This is a genomic window from Streptomyces sp. NPDC048521 (genome assembly GCF_043199855.1).
Lineage (GTDB): Bacteria > Actinomycetota > Actinomycetes > Streptomycetales > Streptomycetaceae > Streptomyces.
The window spans coordinates 1-16,357 of the sequence record NZ_JBICWR010000014.1 but is presented as its reverse complement, the minus strand read 5'-3'; the positions used below and the strand labels follow the sequence as shown (position 1 = coordinate 16,357).

The following is a 16,357-nucleotide window of genomic DNA, read 5'->3' as shown; positions in this document are numbered from 1 at the left end:
AGCAGGGCCCTGCCGTCTCACCCGGCGGTCAGACCAGGCCCTTCTTGTAGAAGAGGTTGGAGCGGCGGTCGCCCCCGGTGCCGGAGGCGAAGCCGAGGAAGAGGCGGGCCTGCCCCGAGTCCGTGCGGTAGACGGCCAGGCCCTCCGGCTCGCGGAAGGAGAGGCTCTCGCCCGCCTTGGTGAGGACGGGCCCCTGCTTGACGGCGCTCGTGTTCAGGTCGACGCAGGTGAGGCGGGCGTTCCCGGGCCGGGGGTTGTGGGTGGAGTAGGAGTTGCCCGTCAGGTAGTACATGTAGCGGCCGTAGGAGGTGTACCCCTGCGGGGTGCCCGGGATCGACGGCTGCTTGATGTTCGTCAGCGGCTTGCTGAAGTCACCGGCGGCGGCCTGGCTCATCCGGTAGGTGGCGAGGTGCTTGGCGCCGTTCTTGTGGTAGCGGACGAGCATGATGCCGTGCACGTGGTCGATGGAGCAGGTGAACTCCACGGCGCCGGCCACCGGGCGGTACTTCTTGATCGCCGAGGAGGTGTGGGACAGCGTGCCGCCCCGCACGAACGTGAAGCGGCCGAGCCGGGTGCCGTAACCGTTCTTGTTCGCGTCCACCTCCATCCACAGTCGGCTGTCGCGGCCCCTCGGCTCCACGCCGAAGGAGACGCCGTGGCCGAAGCCCTTCAGGTGCATGGCGGAGACGTAGTTGCCCTTGAGGTCCAGTTCGGTGATGCAGAGATCGCCGGACTTCTCGCCGCTGCCGTTGCGTCGCTGCGCGACGAACAGGCGCTTGTTGACGCTGTCGAAGGCGAAGCCCTGCTGGACGGTGTCGTCGTGCAGCCGCCGGTTGCGGAACAGGTCGTAGGACGGCGCGGCGAGGTCGAAGCGCGGCGAGGTGGCGATGGCGGCGGACGCGGTGCCCGGCGCGGCCCCCACGCCGAGCGCGGCGATCCCGAGACCGCCCGCGGCCCGCAGGATTCCCCGGCGTCCGATGGTGTGCTGCTCCATGGTCCCCCTTGTGTGGCAGTAGGTCGTTGGACGCATGATCCACATGCGCCCAGCCGAACCTACCGGCAGGCAGAAGGAGCCCGCACGTCAGAAGGGGTGGACGCCGACGGGGGTGGCGGGGGCCGGTCCGTATCCCGCGGCGATGCGCTGGTGGTAGGTCTCCCGGTCGATGACCTCCAGGCCGACGATCTCCCAGGCCGGCAGTCCCGCGCTCTGCCGGTGCTCGCCCCACAGACGCAGCGCCACTGCGGCGGCGTCGTGCAGGTCGCGGGCCTCTTCCCAGTAGCGGATCTCCGCGTGGTCGGTCGCGTATCTGCTGGTCAGCAGGAAAGGGTGGTCGTGGGCGAGCTGTTCCAGGGCTCGCCGCAGTTCCGGCAGCGGGACCTTCTCACCGGAGACGCTGAGGGTGACATGCCACAGCCGGGGCAGGTCCTTGGGCTCCTCGTAGGTGTCCCCGGCCGCGACGCTCGTCAGAGCACCGCGGGACGCCGCCCCAGGGCGCACTCGTCTCACGACGGCCTCCTTCACGCATGGCTCGCACGGCCCCTTGACGGAACGTGTCCCCCCAACAGGTCCCCGAGACAAAGTTGAGCAGGCCGCAGGGCTCCGCGTGGTGGTTTTACGGAACGTTCCCCAGCGGGGCGGTCCTTGGGTCCCGCTTTACGAGTGGTCTGGCGAGGGTCACGCGTGCAGGAGCACCAGGTCGTCCCTGTGTACGACCTCGCGTTCGTACGCCGGGCCCAGATCGCGTGCCAGCTCGCGGGTCGAACGCCCGATCAGCCGGGGGATCTCCTTGGCGTCGAAGTTGACGAGCCCCCGGGCCACCGCCCGGCCCGTCGCGTCCCGCAGCTCGACCGGGTCGCCGGCGCTGAACTCCCCTTCCACGGCGGCGATTCCGGCGGGCAGCAGCGACGTACGCCGCTTCACGACCGCGTCCACCGCGCCGTCGTCCAGGGTCAGCGCGCCCTGCGGGGTGGAGGCGTGCTGGAGCCAGAGGAGCCGCTCGGCGGAGCGCTTGCCGGTGGGGTGGAAGTAGGTGCCGGTGTCACCGCCGGCGAGCGCCTCGGCGGCGTGAACGGCACTGGTCAGCACCACGGGGGTGCCGGCGGCGGCCGCGATGCGGGCGGCCTCGACCTTGGTGACCATGCCGCCCGTGCCCACGCCGGCCTTGCCCGCGCTGCCGATCTCGACGCCGGCGAGGTCCTCGGGGCCCCGTACCTCCGCTATCCGTGAGGTGCCGGGCTTGCTGGGGTCGCCGTCGTAGACGCCGTCCACGTCGGAGAGGAGGACCAGCAGGTCGGCGTGGACGAGGTGGGCGACAAGGGCGGCGAGGCGGTCGTTGTCACCGAAGCGGATCTCGTCGGTGGCGACGGTGTCGTTCTCGTTGACGATCGGGAAGGCGCCCATCGCGAGCAGCTTGTCGAGGGTGCGGGAGGCGTTGCGGTGGTGGGCGCGGCGGCTCATGTCGTCGCTGGTCAGCAGGACCTGCCCGACGCGGACGCCGTAGCGGGCGAAGGAGGCGGTGTAGCGGGCGACGAGCAGTCCCTGTCCGACGCTGGCGGCGGCCTGCTGCCGGGCGAGGTCCTTGGGGCGGCGGCGCAGCCCGAGCGGGGCGAGCCCCGCGGCGATGGCGCCGGAGGAGACCAGGACGATCTCCTTCTCTCCCCCGCTGCGGCTCTTGGCGAGCACGTCGACGAGCGCGTCGACGCGGTCGGCGTCCAGGCCGCCGGCGGCGGTGGTCAGGGACGAGGACCCCACCTTGACGACGATCCTGCGGGCTTCGTTCACGGCCTGCCTTGCCCTTGCCACCTGCGGCCTCGTCCCCTTCACGCGCGCAAGGCGCGCATCGCGCCAGTCGGGTCTCTAGACGGCAATCTACGCGAAGGGGAGCGGATACCGTCCACTCGTCCGGGAGGCGGACCGGCGTCAGCCGATACCCGACACGACGATCGCCGCGAGGAGGAGCGCGAGGGTGAGGCCGGGTCCCAGCCACTCCGGAGTCCGATGCCCGTCAGGGCGGCGCTGAACGCGGACACCGGGTCACCGCCGACTCACCCGCTCTCACCCAGTACGGTCAACAACCGCCTCGCGGTCCGCTGCCGGGTCAGCGGAGCCTTCCGGTACCGCCTCCACGACCTCGCCGCCTTCAGGGCGGGCGGTCGGACCACCCTCGCCGACGTGGCCCGGCCCGCCGACCTCCAGCCCGGCTACGCCGACACCTGCCAGGGCTTCGCGAGCTACGGCAGCCACCTCTACCTGCTGGCCGGCTCGGCCTACGGCAAGGACGGCTCGGTCTCTCCGGACGGCAACACCTGCCTCACCAGTGGGGACTGGAACACCGGCGCCCTCGTGGAGCAGCGACTCACCAAGGCCGGATACACCCTGCTCCACCGCGAACCCGAGGGCATGGCCATCCAGGTCCCCGGCCCGAACACTCCCCAAGCCGTGTGCCTGTGCAGCGGTTTCGCCTCCGAGACCTCCAGCACGGACACGCACAGGACGTACTGGTCTGATCCCGTGACAGGGCAATACCGGCCCGTTACAGGCGGTCTGCGACCATGGAACCCATGTGGAGCAGAGGTTCGATACGGGTCGCGGTCGGCGCGGTCTGCGGTGCCTTGTCGGTGATGTCCCTCGCGGCGTGCGGTGCTTCGGACCACGGGACCGCCGACGCGCACGACCGGGCCGATGACGCGCAGCCACGGAAGACGGTCCTGAAGCGCGTACCCGGCATCGGGGACCGGCTGTGGCGACGCGTACCAGCCGGCTCCCGCCAGGTGGTCGCCGTGTACGGCGCGGGGAAGAACTCCCCCGACTCCACCGTCGCTCTCTTCACCAAGCACGGCTCCGTCTGGAAGCAGGAGCGCTCCTGGGCGGCGCACAACGGGCGCAAGGGCTGGACGACGGACCATCACGAGGGCGATCTGCGCAGCCCCGTGGGGGTGTTCACACTGAGCGACGCGGGCGGTGTACTCGCGGCGCCGGGGGCCAAGTTGCCGTACACCCGGTCCGCTGCCTTCCAGGCCCCCCACTACTGGAAGAAGGCGTACTGGCACGACTTCGACTACGTCATCGCCATCGACTACAACCGCGTCAAGGGCACTGCCCCCAATGACCCGACCCGGCCGCAGGGGCAGTCGAAGGGCGGCAGCATCTGGCTGCACATGGACCACGGCAGCGGCACATCGGCGTGTGTGAGCCAGTCCCAGTCGGACATGGAGTACCTGCTGCGCACCCTCGACCCCGAGCTCCACCCCGTCGTGGTGATGGGCGACAGGGCCGACCTGAAGGCCTGACGGGACGCAGGGCGGGAACTGGCGAGCTGAACGCCGACGGACTCAAGGCGCGGTCCGACGCCTGCCGGGAGCCGGGCCGCGGCTGACGGCCCGGCTTCGCGGGCGTGCTCAGGCGTGCCGGTGACGCCACCCCAGCCAGGCGGACTCGATCATGTCGTCCAGTCCGAGACGGGCGGTCCAGCCCAGTTCCGCGTGGATGCGGTCCGCGGATGCGACCACCCTCGCCGGGTCCCCGGCGCGGCGGTCGGTCACCTCGGGCGTCAGCTGCTCGTTGCCGGTCACCTTCAGGATGCGGTCCACCATCTGCCGGACCGAGCTGCCCTCGCCGCGACCGATGTTGAGGACGAGCGAGGTCCCCTCCGGGGCCTCCCGCAGACGTGCCGCGGCCGCCTGGTGGGCGGAGGCGATGTCCTGGACGTGAATGTAGTCACGTACACAGGTGCCGTCCGGCGTGGCGTAGTCGTCGCCGAAGATCCGGGGTGCCTCGCCGGCCTCGAGCCGCTCGAACACCATGGGGATGAGGTTGAAGACACCCGCGTCGGACAGCTCCGGGGCGGCGGCACCGGCCACGTTGAAGTAGCGCAGGGACACGGCCCGGATCCCGTGGGCCCTGGCGGCGGCGTCGATCAGCCACTCGCCGATCAGCTTGGTCTCGCCGTAGGGGCTCATGGGGACGCAGGGGGTGTCCTCGGTCACGAGGTCGACGTCCGGCATGCCGTAGACGGCGGCGGACGAGGAGAAGACGATCCGGCCGACACCGGTGGCCGCCATCGCCTCCAGCAGGGTCTGCAGGCCGGTGACGTTCTCGCGGTAGTAGTGCAGGGGCCGCTCCACCGACTCCCCCACCTGCTTCTTGGCTGCGATGTGCACCACACCCGTCACGGCATGGTCACGAATCGTCCGTTCCAGGAGGGCCTGGTCCAGCACGCTGCCCACGATCAACGGGACGTCACTGGGCACCCGGTCGGCGCTGCCGGTCGACAGGTCGTCGTACACGACCACGTGCTCGCCGTTCTCCGTCATGGCGCGCACCACATGCGCACCGATGTACCCGGCGCCGCCCGTGACCAGCCAGCTCATTCCCGTGCCTCCTCGGTCTGTGTCAGTGGAGAGCAGACTCGTTCATGGAGTGCGGAAAATCGAGTCGGGTAATTTCGGACAACTAAGGCGAAAAGCTTTGGGGGTGGAGGTGAGGGGGAGTTACTCGGCCGGTCCGGATGGAACAATGTTCTGAGCAAGGAGAGGTATGGTCTGTGCGGCTGTTCCGTGACCCCGCCGCCCCGCTACCTTGCTCACGGAAACTTCAAGTGAATCCTTTACTCTGATGCGACGGCGCGCTGCAGCCCGTCGGCGGGCGGAGCGTGCTCTGGCCTCGGCCCACGCTCTCGTGATCAGTCTCGGAACAGGTTGTAAGGATGCCCAGACTTTCTCTCGTCGTCCCTGTCTACAAGGTGCAGGGCTACCTCACCGAGTGCCTGGACTCGGTGCTCGGGCAGGACTACACGGACTTCGAGGTCATCGCGGTCGACGACTGCTCGCCGGACGCTTCGGGTGCCATTCTCGATGAGTACGCGGAGCGGGACGCGCGCATTCACGTGATTCACCTCACGGAGAACGTGGGGCTGGGGCGCGCACGCAATGCGGGCATGGAGAAGATTCAGGGCGATTACGTACTGTTCCTGGACAGCGACGACACCCTGACCGACGGCGCGCTGCGGGCGATAGCCGAGCGGCTGGAAGCCGCCGGAGACCCCGAGATCCTCGTCTACGACTACGCCCGCAGTTACTGGGACGGCCGGGTCCGCCCCAACCAGCGCGCCGAACTGCTCCAGCCCGACGGCCCGCAGACGTTCCCGCTCGCCGAGCGGCCGCAGCTGCTGAACCTGCTGCAGATCGTGTGGAACAAGGCCTACCGCCGGGACTTCGTCACCCGCAACGACCTCACCTTCCCGCCCGGCTACTACGAGGACGCCCCCTGGACGTTCTGCTCCATGATCAGTGCCGAGCGCATCGCGGTGCTGAACCGGGTCTGCGTGATGTACCGCCAGCGCCGCGAGGGCGGCAACATCCTGAAGACGGTCAGCCGTAAGCACTTCGACGTCTTCGACCAGTACCGCCGCGTCTTCGACTACCTCGACGCCCGCCCGGAACTCGCCGAGTGGCGGGAGCCGTTGTTCCGGAAGATGGTCGACCACTTCCTGACCATCCTGGAGCGGCCCGACCGCCTGCCGGCGAACGCGCGGGCGGAGTTCTTCCACCGCGCCTCCGCCGACTACCGCGCCCGGCTCCCCGAGGGCTTCCAGCGGCCGGGCGGCGGCCGCGGCCACAAGTACGCGATGCTGGAGAAGGACGCGTACACCGCCATGGCCGGTGCCACCGCCGCCGTGAAGCTCCGCAAGGCGGTCAGGACCCGCACCCGCACGGCCATCAACCGGTCCAAGCGCAGCGCGATGGGCGTCTTCTACCAGTCGCAGCTCCGGCTGCCGCTGGACGAGAACCTGGCGCTCTTCTCGGCCTACTGGAGCCGCAGCGTCTCCTGCAACCCGGCCGCCATCGGCGCCGAACTGGCCCGGCTCGCCCCGCACGTCCGCCGGGTCTGGGCCGTGCGGCCGGACGCGGTGGACCGGGTGCCCGAGGGCGTGGACTACGTCCGGGTCGGCTCCAAGGGGTACTGGGCCGCACTCGCGCGCGCCAAGTACCTGGTCAACAACGTGAACTTCGCCGACAGCGTGGTCAAGCGCGAGGGCCAGGTCCATCTGCAGACCCACCACGGCACCCCGCTGAAGACCATGGGGCTCGACCAGCGCAAGTACCCCGCCTCGACGGACATGGACTTCGACAAGCTGCTGGAGCGCTGCGACCGCTGGGACTTCAGCATCAGCTCCAACCGCTTCTCCACCGCCGTCTGGGAGCGGGTGTACCCGTGCTCCTACGTCTCGCTGGAGACCGGCTACCCCCGCAACGACGTCCTCGTCAACGGCACGTCCGAGGACGTCCGCAGGGCCCGCACGGCGCTGGGGCTCGCCGACGGCACCAAGGCGTTCCTGTACATGCCCACGCACCGCGAGTACCAGCCCGGCTTCGTGCCGAGCCTCGACCTCGCCCGCCTCGCCGACGAGCTGGGGCCCGACGTGACCCTGCTGGTGCGCGGCCACTACTTCTACGGCAGCTCCTCCCACGTGACCGAGCTGCGCCGCAGCGGACGGATCGTCGACGTGTCGGGGCACGCCCGGGTGGAGGAGCTGTACCTCGCCGCGGACGCGCTGATCACGGACTACTCCTCCGCGATGTTCGACTACGCCGTCCTGGACCGGCCCATCATCATCTACGCGCCCGACTGGGACATCTACTCGGCCGTGCGCGGCACCTACTTCAACCTGCTCCAGGAGTCGCCGGGCGCGGTGGCCACCTCGCAGGACGAGCTGATCCACCTGCTCGGATCGGACGAGTACCGGGGGCAGGACGCGGCCGCGCGCCGCGACGCCTTCCGCCGTCGGTTCTGCGAGTTCGACGACGGGCGCGCCGCCGAACGCGTGGTACGGCGCGTCTTCCTCGGCGAGACGCAGCCACTGCCCTTCGTGCCGTTCGCAGAGCGTTCCCACGCACCGGCCCCCGCCCAGGCGCTCGCAGCCGTCGAGCGGGCCTGACCCCGAGAAGGAGATCGACAAACATGGCCCCTCGGCTCAGTGTCATCGTCCCCATGTACGACGTCGAGCACTATCTGCCGGCCTGTCTCGACTCGCTGGCGGCGCAGACGTTCCAGGACTTCGAGGTCCTGATGGTGGACGACGGCTCCCCCGACAACTCCGCGGCGATAGCCGAGACCTACGCGGCGCGCGACGCGCGGTTCCGGCTGATCCGCAAGGAGAACGGAGGGCTGGGGGCCGCCCGCAACACCGGCATCGCCCACATGTCCCCGGAGGCGGAGTTCCTGACGTTCGTCGACAGCGACGACCTCATCCCGCCGGACGCCTACCGCCTGATGGTGGGCAGCCTCGACGAAACCGGCTCCGACTTCGCCACCGGTAACGTCTTCCACCTCAAGGGCGAGAAGACCTGGCAGGTCCCGCTGATGCGGATGCTCGCGGGCGAGGCACGCCAGCGCACGCACATCGCCCAGTACGCCAAGCTCGTCGCCGACCGAATAGCCTGCAACAAGGTGTTCCGCCGGACGTTCTGGGAGAAGCACGGCTTCGCCTTCCCCGAGGGCCGCCTGTACGAGGACACGCCCGTGACCATGCGGGCGCACTACCTCGCCGACGCCGTCGACGTGATCTCCGAGCCCTGCTACTACTGGCGGCTGCGCGAGGGTGAGTCCGCCCCCTCCATCACGCAGCGCCGTACCGACCCGGCCGGTGTCCGCGACCGCGTCACCTCGGTCCTGGAGATCAGCGACTTCCTCGGCAAGCAGCCCGGCGAGACCTTCGCCCGCCTCAAGCAGGAGTACGACACCCGGGTCCTCGTGGACGACCTGCGGCTGTTCCTCAACGTGGTGCCCGACGGCGACGAGGAGTACCGCGCCGAGTTCCTGCGGTCGGCCAACCGCTTCCTGGACCACATCGACCCCAAGGTCGTGATGGCCCTGCCGACCCACCTGCGGGTGCAGTGGCTGCTGGTCCGCAAGCACCAGCTCGACGAGCTGATCACCCTGCTGGCCTCGCAGCGGCGCAAGGAGGCCATCGAGGTCAGCGGCCTGGTCCGCAAGTACGCCTCCTTCCCGGCCCTGGCCGGCGCCGACCTGGACGTCCCGCGCAAGGCGCTGCGCATCGACCAGGACCTGGTCATGCGCGCTCCGCTGCAGGACGTCAGCTGGTCCGAGGGCAAGCTGGTGCTGGCCGGGCACGCCTGGATCGACAAGATCGACCTGCCCTCGAGGCGCTCGTCCGTCAAGGTACTGCAGCTGCGCAAGGACAAGTCCCGCCGCCGCATGGTGCTGCCCACCCGGAACACGGAGTGCCCGGAGCGCACCACCGACTCCGGCCAGGACCGGTACAACTACGACTGGGCCGGCTGGGAGGTCACCATCGACCCGGCGAAGCTGCGCAAGGGCGGTGAGTGGCAGGAGGGCCTGTGGCACGTGGGCCTCGGCCTGTACGCCTCCGGCCTGGTGCGCCGTGCCGCCGTGCAGTCCAGCGGCGGCGCCGCCTGCAACTTCCCGCCGTACCGCTGGCTGAGCCCCGACTTCCGGATGCTGCCGTCGGTCGAGCGCGGTGCGCTCAAGCTGCGCATCGAGAAGGTCCGCGCGCTGATCACCGGCTGGACGCTGGAGGGCGACCTGCTGCGCGTGACCGGCGAGATCCGGGTTCCCCTGGCAGCGGGCGAGCGCGTGGCGCTGCGGGTGAAGAACCAGAAGGGCGCCGAGGTCCACGAGTACCCGGTGGACGTGACCGAGGAGAGCGGCTCCCGCCGGTTCTCGGTCCAGGTCCCGGTGGCCGACGTGGCGCTGATGTTCCACGAGGGTGTCGACGCCCTGGCCCAGCCGGAGAAGCGCATCTGGTCCACCGTGCTGGTGGCCACGGACCCGACGGGCGGCGAGCGCCAGTTCAGCACCGTGCTGAAGGAGGGCCTGGCCGACGGCCGGTTCGACCTGCCCGCCTCGCTCGGCGACCACGCCGAGCTGTGTGAACTGGCCGTGGTCGGCGGCCACAACGGCTATCTGAAGCTGGCCGGCCGCACCCGGCGCGCCGTGATCGACCGGGTCGCGCTGGAGAACGGCCGTATCGCCATCACCGCGCGCACCGACGCCCGGCTCACCGGCGCCCGGCTGCTGCTCAAGCCCCGCGCCCGCTTCGAGGAGCGCTTCGTGGAGCCGCGCTGGTTCGACGACGGCCGTTTCGAGGTGGCCTTCGACCCCTCGACCCTCGGCGGCAACGGCAACGTGCCGCTGCGCGCGGGCCGTTGGAACCTCTTCCTGCGCCCGGCCGACGGCGAGGGGCCCGACGTGCCCTTCGTCACCGACCGTCTCGCGGCAGAGCAGTTCCCGCTCCGTGCCGAACTGGGCGGCCGCCGCTACTGGCTGGAGAACCGCTGGGCGGACTTCCCTCAGCTGAACTGCCGTTCCGAACTCGACGACCTCGAGCGCGGCCCGTACCGGCAGCGGCAGCTGCGCCAGGAGGTGTACGCGCCCCTGCGGCAGCAGCCGCTGAAGGACCAGGTCTTCTACCTCAGCTACAACGGCAAGCAGTTCTCCGACAGCCCGAAGGCGATGTACGAAGAGCTGGTGGCCCGTGGCTCGAAGCTCAAGCACCTGTGGGCCGTGCGCGACGGCCAGGTTCTCCTGCCCGAGGGCGTGGAGCGTGTCCGCATGTGGGGCCGCGAGTGGTACGAGGCGCTGGCCTCCAGCCGCTACATCGTCACCAACGGCCACCTGCCGGACTGGATCGAGCGCCGCCCCGGCCAGGTCATCGTCCAGACCTGGCACGGCACGATGCTGAAGAAGATCGGCCACGACATCGACACCCTGCACTTCGACCGCCGCTACCAGGAGAAGCTGGCGCTGGAGGCGAAGCAGTGGAGCATGGTGGTGTCCTCCAACCGGTTCAGCACGCCGATCCTGAAGCGTGCCTTCTCCTACGACGGAGAGATCCTGGAGGCGGGTTACCCCCGCAACGACTACCTGTACTCGCCGGACAAGGACGCCATCGCCGAGCGGGTGAAGAAGCAGCTCGGCCTGCCGGCCGGCAAGAAGGTCGTGCTGTACGCGCCGACCTGGCGGGACGACCAGGCGCACAGCCAGGGCCAGTACCTGTTCGACCTGCGGATCGACATCGAGGACGCGCAGCGGCGCCTGGGCGACGACCATGTCCTGCTCATCCGCCGTCACTCCAACGTGGTGGACGCGGTGCCCGGTGCCGGCAACGGCTTCGTGTGGGACGTGTCCGAGTACCCGGACATCGCCGAGCTGTACCTGGCGGCCGACATCATGATCACGGACTACTCGTCGGTCATGTTCGACTACGCCCACCTGAAGCGGCCGATGCTCTTCTTCACCTACGACCTGGAGCACTACCGGGACACCCTGCGCGGCTTCTACTTCGACTTCGAGCAGGACTCGCCCGGCCCGCTGGTCTTCACCTCCAAGGAGCTGATCGACGCGATCCGGGACATCGACCAGGTGTCCGTCGAGTACCAGGACCGCTTCGACCGCTTCCACCACCTGTTCTGCGACCTGGACGACGGCCACGCCTCGGCGCGGGTCGTGGACCGGATGCTGGAGCAGGCCAAGGAGCTCTGAGCGAGCGTGAAAGGGCGGGGCCCGGAGGAATGTCCTCCGGGCCCCGCCCTTTGCCGTTCCGGGACGTGGGATCCTGCCCTTCGCCGTCCGGGAGAGTCCGTCAACGCCTGCGGCGTATACGCCGTTTGACGCCCTTGAGCACGTTGGCGGGGGCGTACCGGCCCAGCCCGCCGCGCGGCCGGGGTGTCGGCCGGGCCGGCCCGGCGGCGGGCGCGGGTCGCTGCTCAGGCTTCGGTTTCGGTTCCGGCCTGGGGACCAGCGTGGTGAGGGCGGTGAGTTCCTCGACGAGCCCCTGGGAGATCAGCAGGCAGCGCAGCCGGGACAACGGCGGCAACTGGTCCACGAGCGTCTGCGGCATGAAGTCGCGCAGCAGGTCCCCGGCCAGCTTCACGTGCAGACCGCGGGTCTCCTCGGGCAGGTCGGCGAAGCGTCCGTCGAAGCGGCCGAGGATCTCCAGGGTGAGCCAGCGGTACAGCAGCTTGTTGCGCCGGCCGCCGGACGGGACGTGCGCCACGACGATGTTCAGTACGTCGCGCACGTTCGCGTAGAACGGGGCGGGGTCCGGGACCTCCTGGGTGAGGTGCGGGAAGTCGTCGCGGCGGACCAGGTAGTAGCAGTCGTAGTCGGCCACGACGGAGATCGACCGGGCGTGCAGGTAGGCGGGCACGACGAAGACCTGTTCCTCGGCCAGCCGGATGCCCTCCGCGAACCGCAGTCCGTGCTCCTCGACCAGTGAGCGCCGGAAGAGCTTGTGCGCGGTGAGGGACCACACGCCCTTGGAGGTGAAGACGTCACCCCCGTCCACGTTCGCCCGGAACGGGGTGACCGGGGCCTTGCGCCCCACACCCTTGATCTTCCCCAGCACCACGTCGGAGTCGTTGCGCTCGGCGGCGGCGACCAGGCGTTCCAGCGCCTCGGTGCCCAGATGGTCGTCGGGGTCGGCGAAGAACAGGAACTCGCCCTCGGCCATCTCGATGGCCCGGTTGCGCGGGCCGCCCGGTGCGCCGGAGTTCTCCTGGTGCACCACCCGGACCCGGCCTGGATGGCGCTCCGCCCACGTGTCGAGCAGGTCGCCGCTGCCGTCGGTGGACCCGTCGTCCACCGCGACGATCTCGAGCCGCTCGAACCCGATCGACTGGGCGGCGATGGACTGCAAGCACTCCGGCAGATGATCGGCAGCGTTGTAGACCGGAATGATCACGGACACTGTAGGACGATTGTCGGGCGCGGAGCCCATATGTATTTCCCCCACGGAACACGACGTGCATGCGGTGAGGAGCGCCGACCGGACGCTCCTCACCCATCGGTCATGTCATCGTATCGCCGCCCGACCGCCGACTCGATGTCACTCGTACGACGGTCGGCGCGAAGTGCCGTAAAGGTGCTGTAACAGCGAGCCGAAGCACCGCTGCGCTGCGCCTAGAAGGGCTCGAAGTCGTCGAACTCCTGCTCGGGGTCGTCCCGTTCGGCCTGCCGGTCCCTACGGCGCTGCGCCGCGGGCCGGGGCGCGTCGAGGCGGTGGTCCTCGCCACGACGGCCCAGCATCTCCGCGCCGGCCATGACCGTCGGCTCCCAGTCGAAGACGACCGCGTTCTCCTCCGGGCCGATGGCTACCCCGTCACCGGTGCGGGCGCCCGCCTTCATCAACTGCTCTTCCACACCGAGGCGGTTGAGGCGGTCGGCGAGGTAGCCGACGGCCTCGTCGTTGTTGAAGTCGGTCTGGCGGACCCAGCGTTCGGGCTTCTCGCCACGCACCCGGAACAGCGGCTCGCCGCCGACCTCCTCGCGGGTGACGGTGAAGCCCGCGTCGTCCACGGCCTTGGGCCGGATGACGATCCGCGTCGCCTCCTCCTTCGGCTGGGCGGCGCGCGCCTTGGCGACCAGCTCGCCGAGCGCGAAGGTCAGCTCGCGCAGCCCGATGTGGGCGACGGCCGACACCTCGAAGACGCGGTAGCCGCGCGCCTCCAGGTCGGGGCGGACCATCTCGGCGAGGTCCTTGCCGTCGGGCACGTCGACCTTGTTCAGGACGACGATCCGGGGCCGGTTGTCGAGGCCGCCGTACTGCCGCAGCTCTTCCTCGATGATGTCGAGGTCGGAGACGGGGTCGCGGTCGGACTCCAGGGTGGCGGTGTCCAGCACGTGCACCAGCACGCTGCAGCGCTCCACGTGCCGCAGGAACTCCAGGCCGAGGCCCCTGCCCTGGCTGGCGCCGGGGATCAGACCGGGCACGTCGGCGATGGTGTAGACGGTCGAACCGGCGGTGACGACGCCCAGGTTCGGCACCAGCGTCGTGAAGGGGTAGTCGGCGATCTTCGGCTTGGCCGCGCTGAGCACGGAGATCAGCGAGGACTTGCCGGCGCTCGGGTAGCCCACCAGGGCCACGTCGGCGACTGTCTTCAGCTCCAGCACGATGTCCTGGAGGTCGCCGGGCTCGCCGAGCAGCGCGAAGCCGGGCGCCTTGCGGCGGGCGGAGGCCAGCGCCGCGTTGCCGAGACCGCCCCGACCACCCTGCGCGGCGACGTACGACGTCCCCTGGCCGACCAGGTCCGCGAGCACGTTGCCCGCCTTGTCCAGCACGACCGTGCCGTCCGGCACCGGCAGGATCAGGTCCTGGCCGTCCTTGCCGGAGCGGTTGCCGCCCTCGCCGGGCTTGCCGTTGGTGGCCTTGCGGTGCGGGGAGTGGTGGTATTCGAGAAGGGTGGTCACGGACTGGTCGACGGTCAGGATGACGTCACCGCCACGCCCGCCGTTGCCGCCGTCCGGGCCGCCGAGCGGCTTGAACTTCTCGCGGTGTACGGAGGCACAGCCGTGACCTCCGTTACCCGCGGCGACATGCAGTTCGACGCGGTCCACGAAGGTGGTCATGGTTCAGTGCCTCCAGAAAGTACGGGTGTTTCTCTCTTAACGCGCGAAAGGCGGACCCGCCTTCCCGACCGGGAAGTGAGGTCCGCCTCGCGAAAGCGTTCGGTGCTGAATCAGACGATTCAGGCGACCGGAACGATGTTCACGACCTTGCGGCCACGGTGGGTACCGAACTCCACCGCACCGGCCTGCAGCGCGAACAGCGTGTCGTCGCCGCCACGGCCGACACCGGCGCCGGGGTGGAAGTGGGTACCGCGCTGGCGGACCAGGATCTCACCAGCGTTCACGACCTGACCGCCGAAGCGCTTCACGCCGAGCCGCTGGGCGTTGGAGTCGCGACCGTTCCGGGTGGACGATGCGCCCTTCTTGTGTGCCATTTCTCCTCAGTCCCTTACTTCGCAGCCGCGGGGATCGACGTGACCTTGATCGCCGTGTACTGCTGGCGGTGGCCCTGCCGACGGCGGTAGCCGGTCTTGTTCTTGTAGCGCAGAATGTCGATCTTCTGGCCCTTGTGGTGGTCCACGACCTCGGCCTGGACCTTGATGCCGGCCAGCACCCACGGGTCGCTGGTCACGGAGTCGCCGTCGACAACGAGCAGGGTCGAGAGCTCGACCGTGTCGCCAACCTTGGCAGTGGAAATCTTGTCAACCTCAACGATGTCGCCGACAGCAACCTTGTGCTGGCGACCACCGCTGCGCACGATGGCGTACACGCGGATCTCACTTTCGCTCGAAGAAACGGCACCCCCGCAGGCCAGCCGCCCACAAACAGCACGGACGACCTCTCCCGGCCAACCCTGTGCCCGGGAGGAAGAGGTTTACGGGGATGTGGCGTGCTCAGTGGACACGCCGACGGTCAAGGTTACGGGCCCGGCCCGTAAGGGTCAAACCGGGCCCGTGCTCAGCCGGCGACCGCGGCCACGTAGGCCGCGTACGCCCTCCTGATGCCCTCCGGGGACAGCTCGAGGTGCTCCAGGATCGTGTAACGGCCGGGCCGGGTCTCCGGCGCGAACTCCACGGCGCGGACGAACTCCTCGTCGCTGAAGCCGATCTCCTCCGCCACCACCGGCAGCCCGTGCCGGCGCAGTGTCTCGGCCATCAGCAGGGAGCCCTCGGTGTCGCCCCGCAGGTGCGTGGCGAAGGCGGCGCCGAGCCCCACCTGTTCACCGTGGCTCGCCGCCCGCCTGGGGTGGAGCAGGTCGAGCGCGTGACTGATCTCGTGGCAGGCGCCGGAGGACGGGCGGGTGTGCCCGGCGATCGACATGGCGATGCCCGACAGCACGAGCCCCTCGGACAGCACGGTCAGGAACCCGTCGTCGCCGCATCCGCCCGGATGCCGCAGCACGGCCTCGCCGGCCTGCCGGGCCATGGCGGCGGCCAGGCCGTCGATCTGCTCCCCGTTGACCCGGTTCGCCAGCTCCCAGTCCGCGACCGCGGAGATGTTGGACAGGGCGTCGCCGATGCCGGCGCGCACGAAACGCATCGGCGCCTCGCGGATCACGGCGAGGTCGATGAGGAGGGCGATGGGGGTCGGCACGCCGTAGGAGCCGCGGCCGGCGTCGTTGTCCAGGATGGAGACGGGCGAGCAGATGCCGTCGTGGGAGAGGTTGGTGGCGACGGCGACCATGGGCAGGCCGATGCGCGCCGCGGAGTACTTCGCGCAGTCGATGACCTTTCCGCCGCCGAGACCCACCACCGCGTCGTAGCGGCCGGACTTCATCTCGTCCGCCAGGCGGACCGCGTCGTCCAGGGTGCCGCCGCCCACCTCGTACCAGGTCGCCCCGGGCAGCGACGGCGCGAGGCGCTCGCGCAGCCGGGCCCCGGAGCCGCCGCTGACGGCGACGGCGAGCCGCCCGGAGTGCGAGATCCGCTGATCAGCGAGGACACCCGCCAGGTCGTCGAGGGCACCCGCGCGGATGTCCACCACGACCGGCGAGGGAATCAGCCGGGTCAGTACTGGCACGCGATCTCC

Annotated in this window: 13 protein-coding genes; 4 read left to right on the top strand and 9 right to left on the bottom strand. The window is 69.9% G+C overall.

The features are described from left to right. Window positions 1-28: 28 nt before the first annotated feature. The 3 genes from ACGFRF_RS28555 to proB all read right to left on the bottom strand — a co-directional run bounded on the left by ACGFRF_RS28555 (window position 29) and on the right by proB (window position 2,782). The gene (locus tag ACGFRF_RS28555) at window positions 29-994 is read right to left on the bottom strand and encodes a teichoic acid biosynthesis protein C (RefSeq protein WP_393744715.1); all 966 of its coding nucleotides are present in this window, start codon (window positions 992-994) and stop codon (window positions 29-31) included. An 87-nt stretch (window positions 995-1,081) separates the two neighbouring features. Next, on the bottom strand, window positions 1,082-1,507 hold the full coding sequence (locus ACGFRF_RS28550; RefSeq protein ID WP_393744713.1) for a hypothetical protein: 426 nt from the start codon (window positions 1,505-1,507) through the stop codon (window positions 1,082-1,084). A 168-nt stretch (window positions 1,508-1,675) separates the two neighbouring features. Next, complete coding sequence (gene proB / locus ACGFRF_RS28545; protein WP_393744711.1) at window positions 1,676-2,782, bottom strand: glutamate 5-kinase; 1,107 nt, start codon at window positions 2,780-2,782, stop codon at window positions 1,676-1,678. A 216-nt stretch (window positions 2,783-2,998) separates the two neighbouring features. Between proB and ACGFRF_RS28540 the strand changes: the two genes are divergently transcribed. Both ACGFRF_RS28540 and ACGFRF_RS28535 read left to right on the top strand, forming a co-directional pair. Continuing rightward, window positions 2,999-3,622: a hypothetical protein gene (locus tag ACGFRF_RS28540; RefSeq protein WP_393744709.1), complete on the top strand. Its 624-nt coding sequence runs from the start codon at window positions 2,999-3,001 to the stop codon at window positions 3,620-3,622. Beyond that, on the top strand, window positions 3,562-4,290 hold the full coding sequence (locus tag ACGFRF_RS28535; protein WP_393744707.1) for a L,D-transpeptidase family protein: 729 nt from the start codon (window positions 3,562-3,564) through the stop codon (window positions 4,288-4,290). Before ACGFRF_RS28540 ends, ACGFRF_RS28535 begins: the two co-directional genes overlap by 61 nt. Before the next feature lie 108 nt (window positions 4,291-4,398). Here the strand turns inward: ACGFRF_RS28535 and galE are convergent, their stop codons facing one another. Then, window positions 4,399-5,370, bottom strand: a complete 972-nt coding sequence (galE, locus tag ACGFRF_RS28530; RefSeq protein ID WP_393744705.1) for a UDP-glucose 4-epimerase GalE — start codon at window positions 5,368-5,370, stop codon at window positions 4,399-4,401. Between the two features lie 335 nt (window positions 5,371-5,705). Here galE and ACGFRF_RS28525 point away from each other — a divergent pair, with 335 nt between their 5' ends. Then, window positions 5,706-7,937, top strand: a complete 2,232-nt coding sequence (locus ACGFRF_RS28525) for a CDP-glycerol glycerophosphotransferase family protein (protein ID WP_393744703.1) — start codon at window positions 5,706-5,708, stop codon at window positions 7,935-7,937. Between the two features lie 23 nt (window positions 7,938-7,960). Further along, window positions 7,961-11,524, top strand: coding sequence for a CDP-glycerol glycerophosphotransferase family protein (locus ACGFRF_RS28520; RefSeq protein WP_393744701.1), 3,564 nt, complete (start codon window positions 7,961-7,963; stop codon window positions 11,522-11,524). Between the two features lie 100 nt (window positions 11,525-11,624). Here the strand turns inward: ACGFRF_RS28520 and ACGFRF_RS28515 are convergent, their stop codons facing one another. The 5 genes from ACGFRF_RS28515 to ACGFRF_RS28495 form a co-directional block, all read right to left on the bottom strand. Continuing rightward, window positions 11,625-12,731 (bottom strand): glycosyltransferase family 2 protein, encoded by a 1,107-nt coding sequence (locus tag ACGFRF_RS28515; protein WP_393744699.1) that lies wholly within the window; start codon window positions 12,729-12,731, stop codon window positions 11,625-11,627. Between the two features lie 212 nt (window positions 12,732-12,943). Continuing rightward, window positions 12,944-14,389 carry a GTPase ObgE gene (obgE, locus tag ACGFRF_RS28510; protein WP_393744697.1) on the bottom strand — a complete coding sequence of 482 codons (1,446 nt, stop codon included), beginning with the start codon at window positions 14,387-14,389 and terminating at the stop codon, window positions 12,944-12,946. A 119-nt stretch (window positions 14,390-14,508) separates the two neighbouring features. Continuing rightward, entirely contained in the window at window positions 14,509-14,763 is a 255-nt protein-coding gene (rpmA, locus tag ACGFRF_RS28505) for a 50S ribosomal protein L27 (protein WP_023550764.1), read from the bottom strand. 14 nt (window positions 14,764-14,777) lie between these two features. Next, a complete protein-coding gene (gene rplU / locus ACGFRF_RS28500; protein ID WP_030653874.1) occupies window positions 14,778-15,098 on the bottom strand; it encodes a 50S ribosomal protein L21 in 321 nt (106 codons plus the stop codon). A 188-nt stretch (window positions 15,099-15,286) separates the two neighbouring features. Then, complete coding sequence (locus tag ACGFRF_RS28495; RefSeq protein WP_393745116.1) at window positions 15,287-16,348, bottom strand: iron-containing alcohol dehydrogenase family protein; 1,062 nt, start codon at window positions 16,346-16,348, stop codon at window positions 15,287-15,289. Window positions 16,349-16,357 lie beyond the last annotated feature (9 nt).

Coding starts and splice junctions, on each gene's coding strand:
- ACGFRF_RS28555 (WP_393744715.1), bottom strand. CDS start 994: ATGGAGCAGCACACCATCGGACGCCGGGGAATCCTGCGGGCCGCGGGC.
- ACGFRF_RS28540 (WP_393744709.1), top strand. CDS start 2,999: ATGCCCGTCAGGGCGGCGCTGAACGCGGACACCGGGTCACCGCCGACT.
- ACGFRF_RS28535 (WP_393744707.1), top strand. CDS start 3,562: ATGTGGAGCAGAGGTTCGATACGGGTCGCGGTCGGCGCGGTCTGCGGT.
- galE (WP_393744705.1), bottom strand. CDS start 5,370: ATGAGCTGGCTGGTCACGGGCGGCGCCGGGTACATCGGTGCGCATGTG.
- ACGFRF_RS28525 (WP_393744703.1), top strand. CDS start 5,706: ATGCCCAGACTTTCTCTCGTCGTCCCTGTCTACAAGGTGCAGGGCTAC.
- ACGFRF_RS28520 (WP_393744701.1), top strand. CDS start 7,961: ATGGCCCCTCGGCTCAGTGTCATCGTCCCCATGTACGACGTCGAGCAC.
- obgE (WP_393744697.1), bottom strand. CDS start 14,389: ATGACCACCTTCGTGGACCGCGTCGAACTGCATGTCGCCGCGGGTAAC.
- rpmA (WP_023550764.1), bottom strand. CDS start 14,763: ATGGCACACAAGAAGGGCGCATCGTCCACCCGGAACGGTCGCGACTCC.